The sequence below is a fragment of the Pseudomonas oryzae genome (assembly GCF_900104805.1).
GTDB lineage: Bacteria > Pseudomonadota > Gammaproteobacteria > Pseudomonadales > Pseudomonadaceae > Geopseudomonas > Geopseudomonas oryzae.
Map to the genome: position 1 here is coordinate 4,577,845 of NZ_LT629751.1, position 12,924 is coordinate 4,590,768.

Below are 12,924 nucleotides of genomic sequence, written 5' to 3' on the forward strand. Positions count from 1 at the left end.
GGACTGCAAAGATGACACTGTTTCCAAGGCTGACAGCCTTCACTGTAGCGATCTTGATCGCTGCCGCCCCCCTGGCCACTCAAGCCGGCGAGGGGCATGACCATGGCGAAGCACCGGCCACTCCGACAGGGTCGGCCCTGCCGCGTTTCGCAGCGACTTCCGACACCTTCGAGCTGGTCGGCGTGCTCGATGGCCACGACCTCACCCTGTGGCTCGACCATGCAGCCGACAACAGTCCGGTCGAGGGCGCAAGCCTCGAACTGGAGATTGGCGGCGTCAAGGTCGAGGCCGAGCAGCACGAAGCCGGCGAATTCGAGGCCGAGCTGGCGGAAGAGCCTGAGGAGGGCGAGATCGCCATCAAGGCCAAGGTCGTCGTCGGCCAGCGCACGGAGCTGCTGAGCGGTGATCTGGATATCCATCACGAAGAGCACGCCGAAGAGTCTGCATCTGGCGCGTCCTGGGGCACCTACGGTGCCTGGGGTGCCGGCGGGCTGGTTCTGCTCGCCCTGCTGGGTTGGGCTATGCGCCGCGCCCGTGTCGCTCCTCGTCATTCGTGAAGGTGTTCCATGAAAGCTAATTTTCTGATTTCCACGATGTGCCTGGCCCTGCTGTCCCTGAGCTCGCCCGCCTGGGCTGGCGAAGGGCATGACCATGGTGAAGAAGCGCCTGCAACCAACAGCAACGGCCCCCAGCGACTGCCCGACGGCAGCGTATTCCTGCCCAAGCCGGCGCAACGCCAGATCGGGGTGCGCACCTTGCCGCTCGAGACGGCCGAGTTGCCGCGCTCGCTGGAGTTGGCCGGCAAGGTGGTGATGGACCCCAATGCCGGCGGCATGGTGCAGGCCGTGCTGGCTGGGCGCCTCGTGGCCGGGCCGCGCGGCTTTCCCAGCGTCGGGCAGGCGGTGAAAAAAGGTGAGGTGCTGGCCTATGTCGTAGCGACCGGCGATGTCCTCGAACGGGCCAATCAGGCCGCGCAGCTGGCCCAACTGCGGGCGGCTAAGGGCCTTGCCGACCAGCGCCTGGCGCGCTTGCGCGAGCTGGCCGATACGGTGCCGCGCAAGGATATCGAGGCAGCGGCCAGCGAGGCCGCGAGTCTGGGGGCGCAAATCGCTGCGCTGAATTCGGGCGTCAATGCGCGGGACGCACTGGTTGCGCCGGTTTCCGGGGTGATTGCCTCGACCAATGCCGTTGCCGGCCAAGTGGTCGATGCCCGAGAACTGGTGTTCGAAGTGGTCGATCCCTCCCGTCTGCGTATCGAAGCGCTGGCCTACGACCTGAACCAGACCGCCGATGTGGCGGGAGCCACTCTGGCGGTGGGTAGTGAACGTGTGCCGCTGACCTTCATCGGCGCGGCCCGTAGCCTGCGCGAACAGGCCCTGCCGATGCTGTTCCAGGGTGAGGGCAGCGCCTTGTCCCGCCTTGCCGTGGGGCAGCCGGTGAAAGTCTTCGTGCAGACCGCCAGTCGTACCCAGGGCATCCGGGTTCCGGCAGCGTCGCTGATGAAGAATGCCGCCAACCAGAATGTCGTCTGGGTCAAGACCGCTCCGGAGCACTTCGTGCCGCGCCCGGTCACCTTTGCCGCGCTGGACGGGGTATCCGTGGTGGTGACCAGTGGGCTTGCCGCTGGGGATCGTGTCGTGACTCAGGCCGCCAGCCTGATCAACCAAATTCGCTGAAGGGAGCCTGACCCATGTTCAAGTGGCTCCTCGACAACAGCCTCGGCAACCGCCTGCTGGTGATCATCGCCAGCCTGGTGCTGATGGCTTACGGCGCATTCACGCTGTCACGCATGCCCGTGGACGTCTTTCCCGATCTGAACAAGCCCACGGTCACCATCATGACCGAGGCTGGCGGCATGGCCGCCGAAGAGGTCGAGCAACTGATCACCTTCCCGCTGGAGACCACGATGAACGGTCTACCCGGCGTGGAGAGCGTGCGCTCGGTCTCCAGCAGCGGGCTGTCGTTCATTTACGTCACCTTCGACTGGAGCACGGAGATTTTTCGGGCCCGACAGATGGTGTCGGAGCGGCTCTCCGCGATGGAGGAGGGCTTGCCACCGGGCGTGATCCCGCGCATGGGACCGATCAGCTCCATCATGGGCGAGATCATGCAGATCGCGATTCCCATCGATGCGGACAAGACCACCCCGATGCAGGTGCGCGAGTTCGCCGACTGGGTGCTGCGTCCGCGCCTGATGGCGATCCCCGGTGTGGCCCAGGTGATCCCGATTGGCGGTGAGGTCCGCCAGTTCCAGGTCCAGCCCGACACGGCGCGCATGGCCGAGCTGGGTATCAGTCATACGCAACTGGAGGAGGCGCTCAAGGGCTATTCGTCGAATACCTCCGGGGGCTTCCTCGAGCTCAATGGGCGCGAGTACCTGATTCGCAACCTGGGGCGGACGTCGAGTCTGGAGGATCTGTCGAACCTGGCCATCACGGCTCGTAACGGCCAGCCGATCCTGCTGCGGCAGATCGCCGAAGTGACCTTTGCCGCAGCCCTGAAGCGCGGCGATGCCGGCTTCGAAGGCAAGGCCGCGGTGATCCTCGGCATCCAGAAACAACCGACGGCCGATACCATCCAGCTGACCCGCTCCATCGAGGCGGCGCTGGGGGCAATGCGCAAGTCGCTGCCGACTGGCATGGAGGCCCCCCAGGTCACCTTCCGTCAGGCCAGTTTCATTGAGGCCTCGATCAGCACCCTGCAGGGCAAGCTGATCGGTGCCTCGGTGTTCGTCGCGGCGATCCTGTTCTTCTTCCTCGGCACGCTGCGGCCCACCATCATCGCGCTGACGGCCATTCCGGTGTCGATCTTCATCACCGGTCTGGTGTTCAAGTACTTCGGCCTGTCGATCAACACCATGACCCTCGGTGGCCTGGCCATCGCCATCGGTGGCTTGGTCGACGATGCCGTGGTGGGCGTGGAGAACGTGCTGCGCCGGCTGAAGGTGGAGCGGACCAAGCACCCCGAGCACCGCCTGCACCCGCTGGAACTGGTGGGGCACGCGACCATGGAGGTGCGTTCGGCCATCCTCTACGCCACCATCATCATCGTGTTGGTGTTCCTGCCGCTGTTCGCCCTGCCGGGTATGGAAGGGCGGCTGTTCGTACCGCTGGGGATCGCCTTCATCGTCTCGACCCTGGCCTCGCTGGTGGTTTCGGTGACCGTCACCCCGGTGCTGTCCTTCTATCTGCTGCCGCGGATGAAGTCGCTGGAGCATGGCGACACCAAACTGCTGGCCTGGCTGAAAAGCCGCTATCGCAGCAGCTTGCAAGCCGTCCTGCAGCGTCCTAAGGCAGCTGTAGTCGTAGCTGGCATTGCCGTGTTGGTCGCGGCTGCGAGCGTGCCGTTCTTCCCGAAGACCTTCCTGCCGCCGTTCAACGAGGGCACCTTGCTGATCGGCCTGCGTCTGAACCCCGGTGTGACTCTGGCGGAGTCCTCGGAGCTGGCCCAGCAGGCCGAGCAGCTGGTCATGCAGGTGCCGGAAGTGACCCACGTCGGCCGCCGCAGCGGCCGCGCGGAGCTGGATGAGCACGCCGAGGGTGTGCACGTCAGCGAGCTGGATGTCGGCCTCAAGCCGGCCGCCGAGCTGACCCGCTCGATGGATGAGATCACCGGCGACATCCGTTCGCGGCTGGTCAATCTGCCAGCGGCCATCGGCATCGGCCAGCCGATCTCGCACCGCATCGACCACATGCTGTCCGGCGTACGCTCGCAGATCGCCATCAAGATCTTCGGCGAGGATCTGGACACCCTGCGCGGCCAGGCGGATGCCCTGCGCAGCAGGCTGGCGGATATTCCCGGCATCGCCGACCTGGAAATCGAGAAGCAGGTGCTGGCTCCGCAGATCAAGGTGCGCATCGACTACGCCGCCGCCGCCCAGTACGGCGTGCCCGCGCCGCAGATCCTGTCGACGCTGGAGAGTCTGGTCGAGGGCGAAAAGGTCACCCAGATCGTCGAGGGTGGCCGGCGTTTCGCTCTGGTGGTGCGCCTGCCCGAGACGGCACGTTCGGCGGAGGGCCTGGGCAACATTCTGTTCGAGACCCCGACCGGTCGGGTGCCGCTGTCGCGGATCGCTAGCATCGAGGACGGCGACGGCCCGAACCAGATCAGTCGCGACGACGGCAAGCGTCGCATCGTGCTGTCGGCCAACGCCCAAGGGCGCCCGCTGTCGGAGATCGTTGAAGACATCCGCAAGGTGGTCGACGAGACCAAGCTGCCGGAAGGCTACTTCATCACCCTGGGCGGCCAGTTCCAGGCTCAGGAGGAAGCGTCGCGTCTGGTCGGCCTGCTGTCCATCGTCTCGCTGATCCTGATGTTCGTGGTGCTCTACAGCCGCTACAAATCGGCAATCCTGTCGGCGCTGATCATGGTCAACATCCCGCTGGCCCTGGTCGGCGCGGTGCTCGGCCTGTGGTTGTCGGGGCAGCCGCTGTCGATTGCTGCGCTGATCGGCTTCATCACCCTGGCCGGGATCTCGGTGCGCAACGGCATCCTCAAGGTCAGCCACTACATCAACCTGATGCGCATCGAGGGCGAGAACTTCGACCACGCGATGATCCTGCGTGGCTCCCTCGAGCGGCTGAGTCCGGTGCTGATGACCGCTCTGGTCACCGCCTTTGCCCTGGCGCCCCTGCTGTTCGAGGCCGAACGGCCGGGCACGGAAGTCCTTCACCCGGTGGCGGTGGTGATCTTCTCCGGCCTGATCAGCTCGACCCTGCTCGATACCTACCTGACTCCGGTGATGTTCTGGCTGTTCGGCCGCAAGGACACCGAGCGCCTGATGGCCGAGCGCGAAGTGGGGGCTTTCTGATGGATCACCTCATTTTTCATCGCAATCACAGCCCTCCGGGGCGGTATTGCGCACCACAACATAACCGTGTTTGCCGACAAATGATCCGGAAGCCGAAGTCGCTGAAGCAGCACTCGTCAAATTACCGAAGTGATAGAGGAATTCAAATGAAAACCCTGAAAGCAATTTTGGCCATCTCGATGTTTACCGTCTCTTCCTTCGCAATGTCGGCTGGTTTCGATAAAGATCCTGGCAGGCTCATCGAGGAGAACCAACGCGCCATGGAAGCGTATGCCGCAGAGCTCGGGAAACCCGCTCCGAAAGTGGAGAAGTATCGCTATGGCATGGAGCTCGATGTAGTCAAGGTGATCAGTGTGACACGCAAGGCCAAGGTCTGTGGCGTGGTGCCTGCTCGGATGACCTTCCTCGACTCGAAGGGCGAGCTCCAGACGGTTGAGTACCAAACAGTCGGAGGAGGATGCCCGCGCGGCTGAGCGAGGATCTGCTGACAAGCCGCCTACAAATGGCCCCACCTAATGTAAGGAGCGGCTAACTGCAGCCGTGTGGTTGAAAGTGTTTTCGTCTGGGCGTTGCCCCTTCCCAGACACTCGGCGTCCCAGTGGCGCCGATTTTTTTGGGAATCTCCTATGGGATTTATGATCCCGACAAGCCCTTCTGAAACCGCCAATCTGGGAGGAATCGTCATGTTTCAAGTCAATGGGATGGCTGTCCGCTGCTGTCCTCATTACATAAGGAGGGACCTATGAGTACGTCATCATCTTCCGGATCTTGGCCACTGCTTCTACTCGCCTGGCTGGTGGCGCTGCTGTCGAGCCTCTCCGCCCTATTTATCGGTGAGGTGATGGGTCATGCCCCCTGCGTACTGTGCTGGTTCCAGCGCACCTTCATGTTCCCACTGGCAGTGATCCTGGCCATTGCCTGCTACCGCTCGGACTTCGCCATCTGGCGTTACGCCCTGCCGCTGGCCGGCAGCGGCGTGGCACTGGCCTTCGTCCACACGCTGCTTTACGCGGGGCTGATTCCCCAGCCGATCCAGCCCTGCACGGCCACAGGACCATCCTGCTCGGGCGCCGGCATGACCATCTTCGGCGGTGTGCCGCTGCCGATGTTGGCCCTGTTCGCTTTCGTCCTGATCGCCATCCTGCTCCTTGTCATTCGCTGGAGAACTACCCCATGAACCGCCGTGCCCTGGTCCTGATCATCAGCGTGGCAATCCTGGCCATGTTTGCCGTGGCCGTTTTCCTCTACCCACAGGTCACGCCGTCGCAACCGCCGCAGCAGGCCCAGGGGCCTGCCCAGATGCCAATGGACGCGCCCAATGGAGGCAACCTGGTCCGCTTCCACTCGCCGGTATTCGGCCCGGCACAGGCGCCGGTGACCATCGTCGAGTTCTTCGACCCCTCCTGCGAGGCGTGCCGAGCCTTCTACCCGTATGTAAAGAAGATCCTCGCCGAGAACCCTAACGACGTGCGACTGGTGCTGCGCTACGTACTGTTCCACCAGGGCTCCGAGGAGGTGGCTCGCATGCTGGAGGCCGCGCGCAAGCAGAACCTTTACTCGCAGGTGTTGGAGGCCGTTCTCGCTGCCCAGCCGGACTGGCACGACGACCCCAGGGTGGCCGCAGCCTGGGCCGCCGCCGAGAGCTCCGGTCTGGATGTGGAGAAGGCCCGCGCAGACATGCATGCGCCCGGCGTCGACGCTGTGCTGGAGACGGACATGCAGGACGTCAAGGCAGTGGGTATCCGGGGCACCCCGACCTTCTTCGTCAATGGCCACGCGCTGGACAAATTCGGCCCCGAGCCACTGCGCGATCTGGTGCGCAGCGAAGTCGCCAAGGCCAGGAACTGACACCTAGGGTGCGCTGATAGAGCTTACAGTCCACCACCTGCCGGGAGTCGCGTCGGTATCCGGCGAGTGGTGCTGCCGGGATGGCACCGGCGCTCGCTGGAGTGCTGTTTACGTCCGCTACCAAACACAGGCAGGTACAGGTTCTAGATCCCCCTTACCAGCGCCGGGATGGTGCGCAGATAGATCAGCTCACCGACCAGCTCTACCAGGGTCTGGGTTATCACCGCGGCCGCCGCCAGCCCCCTGATCGGTTCGGGCAGGGCTAGCGCCAGTGGCAGTACCACCAGCGAGTTGCGAGTGGAGGCGCTGAAGGCCACCGCCCGCGCTGCCGGTGCCGCCAGACGGAACAGCCTGGCGCTGAACGCCCCGAGCGCAGGGGCGAACAACATGAACGCGGCGTAGACCGGTAGCAGAGGGGCCAGCACTTCCAGTTGCTGGGCCACCGCAGCAATCTGCGAACCGATCACGGTCACCAGTACCACGGCCATCGCCGGCACGGGCAGCCAGGCCCAACCGGCGCTCCAGATGCGCACCGCCGCGGAGCGTCTCGCACTCAGCTCGGTGGCGACGGCCAGTATCAAGGGCGAGACGATCAGCAACAGGAAGGCCTCGGCGAAGGGCCGGATGGATATCACCGTGTCCACCTGCGTACCGAGCATGAGCTGCAGATAGACCGGCAGCATTAGCAGCTGGAGTAGCAGCAGGAGGGGCGTGGTGGCCAGTACCAGTCGCGAGTCGCCTTTGCCCAGGTGGGTGAATACCACCACGTAGTCGATGCAGGGCGTCAGCAGAACCAGCAAGGCTCCGGCCAGCAGGGCTGTGTTGGCCGACAGCGGCAGGGTCAGAAGCCAGACCAGAAGCGGCACCAGCACGAAGTTGGCCAGCAGCAAGGCACCGACGAAGCGTCGGTTGGCGAAGGCTTGCTGAAGCTCAAGGAATGGAATCTGTAGGAACATGGCATACATCAGCACGGCAATTGCTGGTGTGATGGCCATTGCCGCCAGATCAGCCATGCCTTCAGAGGCCAGACCTGCGACAGCCGCGATGGCTACGGCGACAAAATACAAGCCTATCTGGTTATGCTCCAGCCAGTCTCGCAACATCCTCAATCCCCCTTTGTTTGTGGTGCAGACATTCTCGCACCTTGAAAGGCGTTATTTCTGGGCTGAGGTGTTTTCAAGCGCCAAGAGACAATTCAGATAAAACAGAAGATGAGCGTGACAGAGTTTCTGATCGATAACGGCCGCCACTCATCTGTTCGGATGAGTACACCCTATCAAGACAGTCAGGAAGCCTGCTCTCGCGCGGCTGGATAGGTGTCATTTTCAGAAGACGATTGCACCAACTGACTGGGTTTGACGGCTGTTGTGCAGGCGGCTCCTGACAGCCCAGTATCAGAAGTCGTCCGCACCAAGCTCGTTTATGCTCAATACTCGTGTGCACCGTAATGAGGTCTGAGCATGGAATCAGACACACCACGAATTACCGAGCGAGGAGTGGCGACCCTGCCCGGCGAGGCATGGGAACTGGCCCGCCTCCCTGGAGCAGTTGCGGGCTACGTTTGCCAAGGAGCAGATTCCCCTGGAGTTTCTGTCATATTAAGAGCCTAAAGAACCGTTTGCATGTCTTAGACTAGGTGACGGGTTAAGTGACAAATTTTGACGACCAGAGCTCCCTGAGTCACTCTGTCACATAATCGAACGTATATATGACAGGTGCGACATGCTGATTGGCTACATGCGGGTGTCGAAGGCGGACGGCTCCCAGGCCACCGACTTGCAGCGTGACGCGCTGATCGCGTCCGGCGTCGATCCGGCGCATCTTTATGAGGATCAGGCGTCCGGCAAGCGCGAGGATCGCCCCGGCCTCGCTGCCTGCCTGAAAGCACTGCGCGAAGGCGACACGCTGGTGGTGTGGAAGCTGGATCGGTTAGGCCGCGACCTGCGCCACCTGATCAACACCGTGCACGATCTGACCGGGCGTGGCGTCGGTCTCAAGGTGCTGACCGGCCACGGCGCGGCCATCGACACCACGACGGCCGCCGGCAAGCTGGTTTTTGGCATCTTCGCAGCGCTGGCCGAGTTCGAACGCGAACTGATTGCTGAGCGCACGATTGCAGGCTTGGCGTCGGCGCGAGCCCGCGGGCGAAAGGGCGGACGGCCGTTTAAGATGACGGCGGCCAAGTTGCGCCTGGCGATGGCTGCCATGGGGCAGCCTGAAACCAAGGTCGCCGATCTCTGCCAGGAACTTGGCATCACGCGGCAGACCCTGTACCGGCATATCTCGCCGAAGGGTGAGCTTCGTTCGGACGGCGAGAAACTGCTTAGCAAGCAATGATTCCTCGACCTCTAATCGAGGTCTGGGGGGCTCTAGAGCAAGCCGAGGGCCAGTCCCGCGCCTATGCCTAGCATGGCTATAGCAACAATGAACTGTACCGTGCGAAGCGTGACCTTCTGCAAGACACGCTTGCCTACGAAAGCGCCGATGAATGCGCAGATTGTCCCAACGGCAACAGGCAGTGCCAGTGCCTGAACCTGTGAGAATTGACCGGCAAGCATGGCGGTGCCGTACACCGCGAGGCGCACAGCATCGAGGATCACCGCCGAGACAACCCCCGTCGCCACGAACGCATCCTTGGACAAACCCGCTTTCAACAGAAACGCCGAGCGCAATGCACCCTGATTGCCCGAGAGCCCCCCGAAGAAGCCCGAGAGCGCTCCGCCGACTGGAAGCCAGCGCGGAGGAAAGGCCAGTGCTTGAAAACGCGGGGATAGTTCCAGCAGCGCGAACAGCACGATCAAACTGCCGATGACCGCCTTTACCGCAGTGATTTCGAAACTTGAGCTTGCGAGGGTGTAGCGCCAGAGAGTCGGCAACTGATCGAAGAACGCCAGGGAGCCTGCACCCAGGACTGCCGTGATGGCGGCGGGCACGCTGAACTTCGCCACGACTGGCCAATCGGCCTGCCGGGCCATCAGCCCGAACTTGAAGAGGTTGTTGGCGAAATGCACCACGGCCGTCGCTGCGATGGCGAGCGGCAAGGGGAAGAACAGGGCGAACACCGGCATCAGGATCGTTCCCAGACCGAAGCCTGAGAACAAGGTCAGCCCGGATGTCACCAGTGCCGCAAGGCCGATCAGAGCAAGCTCCATGATGTGCCCCTTTGACTATCGTATTTCGTTAACGAATCCCGATTATTATGGATCGACACTGTTGCAGATCAAGGTGCGAGCATGACCGATACCAGCCAGGCTGACCGCAGCCCCTGGGCTGTTTTTCTGATCTTTCTCCGGCTGGGGCTGACATCCTTCGGCGGCCCGATTGCCCACTTGGGCTACTTCCGCGCTGAATTCGTGACGCGGCGCCAGTGGTTGACCGAGCGTAGCTATGCGGATCTGGTCGCCCTCTGCCAATTCCTGCCGGGGCCGGCCAGCAGTCAGGTCGGCATCGCGCTCGGGCTGTCCCGGTCCGGTTATGCCGGAGCGTTGGCCGCGTGGGCGGGTTTCACGCTGCCGTCGGCGATTGCGCTGATCCTGTTTGCGCTGGGCATCGCCAGCTACGGCGACGCGTTGCCGGCTGGCGTGCTGCACGGCTTGAAGGTGGTGGCCGTGGCGGTGGTCGCGCAAGCGGTTTGGGGGATGGCTCGCAATCTCTGCCCAGACGCAGCGCGCATCACCATCATGGCGGCGGCGACCTGCTTCGTGCTGCTGGTGCCCTCCGCCTGGGGGCAGGTGGGGGTCATCGCCATTGCCGCGGTCATTGGCCTGTTGCTGTTCAAACCCCAGCAGGGGGCAGCGCATGACCCGTTGCCGATTGCCATCCGGCGTCGCGTCGGCCTGTTCTGGCTGACGCTGTTCTTTGCCCTCCTGATGGGTTTGCCCTTGTTGACGACCTTGTTCCCGGATCAGGCGCTGTCGATGGTGGACGCCTTCTACCGTGCCGGGTCACTGGTCTTTGGTGGCGGGCATGTCGTGCTGCCGCTGCTGCAAGCCGAGGTCGTGCCGACTGGCTGGGTCGGCAATGACGCATTCCTGGCCGGTTACGGTGCCGCGCAGGCCGTTCCCGGCCCGCTGTTCACCTTTGCGGCGTTTCTCGGCGCCTCGATGAACCAGGCGCCCACTGGCTGGCTTGGCGGCCTGATCTGCCTGCTGGCGATCTTCGCGCCATCCTTCCTGCTGGTCGTGGGCGCCTTGCCGTTCTGGGAACATCTGCGCCGTAACATCCGCACGCAAGCGGCGTTGTCTGGCATCAATGCGGCCGTGGTTGGCCTGCTGCTGGCGGCCCTCTATCAACCGGTGTGGACGAGCGCGATTCACGCGCCGCAAGACTTCGGCCTGGCCCTTGTGGCGCTGGTAGCCCTGATGTTCTGGAAGCTGCCGCCATGGCTGGTCGTGGTTGGCAGTGGTGTCGCGGGCGGGTTGTTGAGCTCGGTACTGTGAGGTTCTGAGAATGACCGACAAAGACCTGTACGGCGGGCTGATCCGTTTGCACATCCTGCACCACGCGGCCGAAGAGCCCATCTTCGGTCTCGGCATCATTGAGGAGCTGCGGCACCACGGCTACGAGATCAGTGCGGGCACCCTGTATCCGATGCTGCACGGTCTGGAAAAGAAAGGCTATCTCACCTCACGCCATGAGCGCACGGGGCACCGTGATCGGCGGGTGTATGAGATCACCGCACAAGGCCGCGTTGCGCTGACTGATGCCAAAGCCAAGGTCAAGGAACTGTTCGGCGAACTGATTGAAGGCAAATGATGCTGCCATGATCTGTAGTGCAGCTGAGTTCTGATGTTTCGTGCATTCGCCTTCCGAAAACGACAATGGGGGCCTTTGCCGAATTCGAGCGCGAGCTGATCCGCGAGCGGCAGCGTGAGGGGATTGCCCTGGCCAGGCAGCGCGGCGCCTACCGGGGCCGCAAGAGAGCCCTGAGCAGCGCCCAGGCCGCCGAGCTACGCCGTCGCGCGGAGGCCCGCGAGCCAAAGGCTGCCCTGGCTCGCGAGTTCGGTATCAGCCGGGCCACCCTCTACGAATACCTGCGTGTCGACGATTAATTGGCAATCCAGATTTGATTTCGTTACAAAACCAAAGGAGATGAAATGTCCAAACTTGCCGAATTTCGCCGCGCCGAGCGTGAGCTGCAGAAACAGATGGCTCTCTTGGAGCAGATGCAGGCCGACACCAGCCTCCAGCGCGAAATGGAGTTCGAGGAGAAGTTGAAGGCGCTGATGGCGGATTACGGCATGGATCTGGCGAAGGTGGTCGCCATCCTCAATCCGCAGCCGGTCGAGCTTGAGCCGGTTGCCCCGGCTGCCGTGAAGCAGCGCCGTCCCCGTCAGGTGAAGGTCTACGTGCAGCCGGTCACTGGCAAGCGCATCGAAACCAAGAGCGGGAACCATGCCCAGCTCAAGGCCTGGAAGGCGGAGTTCGGGGTTGAGGTAGTGGAGAAGTGGCGTCAGCCCTGATGGTGGGGCTTGGTGGGGTAAAAGGATGAGTTTGCCCCGCCAAGGCTTCTTGCTGCGTACAGCGCGGCCAACTGGTGCGCGGTCCAGGCGATGGAATTGGACTTGCCAGAGCCGGCGCAGTGCTGGATCAGGTAACGCTGACCGGAGCCTTCGCTGCGGGTGCTGTCGATCAGCGTGTTGACCACTTCCCACTGGTGAAAGCGCGGGAAGATCAGGGTTTCCCTGGTGGTCAGCTGGCCGTCGAAGCCCTCGCTGGTCTTGCGTTGCAGATGCAGGGAGCGGTTCAGCACCTTGAGCCAGGCATCCGGCTGGAACACCCGCTGCCACAGGTAGCCGGTGGCGTACTGGCTGTCGTCGGCCGGCAGCGGGTAGCCGGCGCCGCCTTCCTTGCTGCCCATGTTGAAGGGCAGGAAGAAGGTGTCCTTGCCGGCCAGCTGGGTGGTCATCGCCACCTCTTCCTGGCTGACGGCGAAATGCACCAGCGCGCCGCGCTTGACGGTCAGCCGCGGCTCGGGCTTGCGGGTCAGCGGGTCTTTCAGCGGGTGGTCGTGGCGGTACTGCTGCTTGGCCTTCTCCACCGACTGCTTGAGCTCGCTCTTCAGCTCCAGGGTCGCCACCGGCAGGCCGTTTACGAACAGCACCAGATCCCAGGCGCGGGTTGTACTTACCCTCCTGGAAGTGCGGCGAATAGGACACCTCTGCCACCACGCGCAGGCGATTGCACTGGTAGCGTCGCAGGGAGTCCGGGGTCATGCCATGGTCGGGCTGGAAGCTGCACAGCTCGACCTTCACCCCCGGCAGCTT

The 12,924-nt window shown here is 63.2% G+C and carries 13 protein-coding genes and 1 pseudogene; 11 read left to right on the forward strand and 3 right to left on the reverse strand.

Annotated features, from left to right (window positions below; all coding sequences use genetic code 11):
- Positions 1–11 precede the first annotated feature (11 nt).
- The 6 genes from BLT78_RS20905 to BLT78_RS20930 all read left to right on the forward strand — a co-directional run bounded on the left by BLT78_RS20905 (position 12) and on the right by BLT78_RS20930 (position 6,658).
- On the forward strand, positions 12–557 hold the full coding sequence (locus BLT78_RS20905) for a hypothetical protein (protein WP_090351956.1): 546 nt from the start codon (positions 12–14) through the stop codon (positions 555–557).
- A 9-nt stretch (positions 558–566) separates the two neighbouring features.
- Entirely contained in the window at positions 567–1,676 is a 1,110-nt protein-coding gene (locus BLT78_RS20910) for an efflux RND transporter periplasmic adaptor subunit (RefSeq protein WP_090351958.1), read from the forward strand.
- 14 nt (positions 1,677–1,690) lie between these two features.
- Positions 1,691–4,810 (forward strand): efflux RND transporter permease subunit, encoded by a 3,120-nt coding sequence (locus BLT78_RS20915; protein ID WP_090351959.1) that lies wholly within the window; start codon positions 1,691–1,693, stop codon positions 4,808–4,810.
- 146 nt (positions 4,811–4,956) lie between these two features.
- The gene (locus tag BLT78_RS20920) at positions 4,957–5,283 is read left to right on the forward strand and encodes a DUF2790 domain-containing protein (protein ID WP_090351961.1); all 327 of its coding nucleotides are present in this window, start codon (positions 4,957–4,959) and stop codon (positions 5,281–5,283) included.
- 269 nt (positions 5,284–5,552) lie between these two features.
- Complete coding sequence (locus BLT78_RS20925; protein WP_090351962.1) at positions 5,553–5,987, forward strand: disulfide bond formation protein B; 435 nt, start codon at positions 5,553–5,555, stop codon at positions 5,985–5,987.
- A complete protein-coding gene (locus BLT78_RS20930) occupies positions 5,984–6,658 on the forward strand; it encodes a DsbA family protein (RefSeq protein ID WP_090351964.1) in 675 nt (224 codons plus the stop codon). Before BLT78_RS20925 ends, BLT78_RS20930 begins: the two co-directional genes overlap by 4 nt.
- 143 nt (positions 6,659–6,801) lie before the next feature.
- On the opposite strand, the gene BLT78_RS20935 is transcribed toward BLT78_RS20930, so the two are convergent.
- Positions 6,802–7,761 carry an arsenic resistance protein gene (locus tag BLT78_RS20935; protein ID WP_090351965.1) on the reverse strand — a complete coding sequence of 320 codons (960 nt, stop codon included), beginning with the start codon at positions 7,759–7,761 and terminating at the stop codon, positions 6,802–6,804.
- A gap of 619 nt (positions 7,762–8,380) precedes the next feature.
- Here BLT78_RS20935 and BLT78_RS20945 point away from each other — a divergent pair.
- Positions 8,381–8,995 carry a recombinase family protein gene (locus BLT78_RS20945; RefSeq protein WP_090351969.1) on the forward strand — a complete coding sequence of 205 codons (615 nt, stop codon included), beginning with the start codon at positions 8,381–8,383 and terminating at the stop codon, positions 8,993–8,995.
- A gap of 32 nt (positions 8,996–9,027) precedes the next feature.
- On the opposite strand, the gene BLT78_RS20950 is transcribed toward BLT78_RS20945, so the two are convergent.
- The gene (locus BLT78_RS20950; RefSeq protein WP_090351971.1) at positions 9,028–9,810 is read right to left on the reverse strand and encodes a sulfite exporter TauE/SafE family protein; all 783 of its coding nucleotides are present in this window, start codon (positions 9,808–9,810) and stop codon (positions 9,028–9,030) included.
- Positions 9,811–9,891: 81 nt separating this feature from the next.
- Here BLT78_RS20950 and chrA point away from each other — a divergent pair, with 81 nt between their 5' ends.
- The 4 genes and pseudogenes from chrA to BLT78_RS20970 all read left to right on the forward strand — a co-directional run bounded on the left by chrA (position 9,892) and on the right by BLT78_RS20970 (position 12,120).
- Complete coding sequence (gene chrA, locus BLT78_RS20955; RefSeq protein ID WP_090351972.1) at positions 9,892–11,097, forward strand: chromate efflux transporter; 1,206 nt, start codon at positions 9,892–9,894, stop codon at positions 11,095–11,097.
- Positions 11,098–11,107: 10 nt separating this feature from the next.
- A complete protein-coding gene (locus BLT78_RS20960; RefSeq protein WP_090351974.1) occupies positions 11,108–11,413 on the forward strand; it encodes a PadR family transcriptional regulator in 306 nt (101 codons plus the stop codon).
- A gap of 59 nt (positions 11,414–11,472) precedes the next feature.
- Positions 11,473–11,709, forward strand: a pseudogene (locus tag BLT78_RS20965) (recombinase family protein); the annotation flags it as partial.
- Between the two features lie 45 nt (positions 11,710–11,754).
- Entirely contained in the window at positions 11,755–12,120 is a 366-nt protein-coding gene (locus tag BLT78_RS20970; protein WP_090351975.1) for a histone-like nucleoid-structuring protein, MvaT/MvaU family, read from the forward strand.
- Here the strand turns inward: BLT78_RS20970 and BLT78_RS21845 are convergent.
- Positions 12,111–12,839, reverse strand: a complete 729-nt coding sequence (locus tag BLT78_RS21845) for a type I restriction endonuclease (RefSeq protein ID WP_331715154.1) — start codon at positions 12,837–12,839, stop codon at positions 12,111–12,113. The two genes, BLT78_RS20970 and BLT78_RS21845, sit on opposite strands and share 10 nt — an antisense overlap.
- Between the last annotated feature and the right edge of the window lie 85 nt (positions 12,840–12,924).

Bases quoted from the DNA above. Each gene is read 5' to 3' on its own strand.
- BLT78_RS20905 (WP_090351956.1), top strand. From the start codon at position 12: ATGACACTGTTTCCAAGGCTGACAGCCTTCACTGTAGCGATCTTGATC.
- BLT78_RS20910 (WP_090351958.1), top strand. From the start codon at position 567: ATGAAAGCTAATTTTCTGATTTCCACGATGTGCCTGGCCCTGCTGTCC.
- BLT78_RS20915 (WP_090351959.1), top strand. From the start codon at position 1,691: ATGTTCAAGTGGCTCCTCGACAACAGCCTCGGCAACCGCCTGCTGGTG.
- BLT78_RS20920 (WP_090351961.1), top strand. From the start codon at position 4,957: ATGAAAACCCTGAAAGCAATTTTGGCCATCTCGATGTTTACCGTCTCT.
- BLT78_RS20925 (WP_090351962.1), top strand. From the start codon at position 5,553: ATGAGTACGTCATCATCTTCCGGATCTTGGCCACTGCTTCTACTCGCC.
- BLT78_RS20930 (WP_090351964.1), top strand. From the start codon at position 5,984: ATGAACCGCCGTGCCCTGGTCCTGATCATCAGCGTGGCAATCCTGGCC.
- BLT78_RS20935 (WP_090351965.1), bottom strand. From the start codon at position 7,761: ATGTTGCGAGACTGGCTGGAGCATAACCAGATAGGCTTGTATTTTGTC.
- BLT78_RS20945 (WP_090351969.1), top strand. From the start codon at position 8,381: ATGCTGATTGGCTACATGCGGGTGTCGAAGGCGGACGGCTCCCAGGCC.
- BLT78_RS20950 (WP_090351971.1), bottom strand. From the start codon at position 9,810: ATGGAGCTTGCTCTGATCGGCCTTGCGGCACTGGTGACATCCGGGCTG.
- chrA (WP_090351972.1), top strand. From the start codon at position 9,892: ATGACCGATACCAGCCAGGCTGACCGCAGCCCCTGGGCTGTTTTTCTG.
- BLT78_RS20960 (WP_090351974.1), top strand. From the start codon at position 11,108: ATGACCGACAAAGACCTGTACGGCGGGCTGATCCGTTTGCACATCCTG.
- BLT78_RS20970 (WP_090351975.1), top strand. From the start codon at position 11,755: ATGTCCAAACTTGCCGAATTTCGCCGCGCCGAGCGTGAGCTGCAGAAA.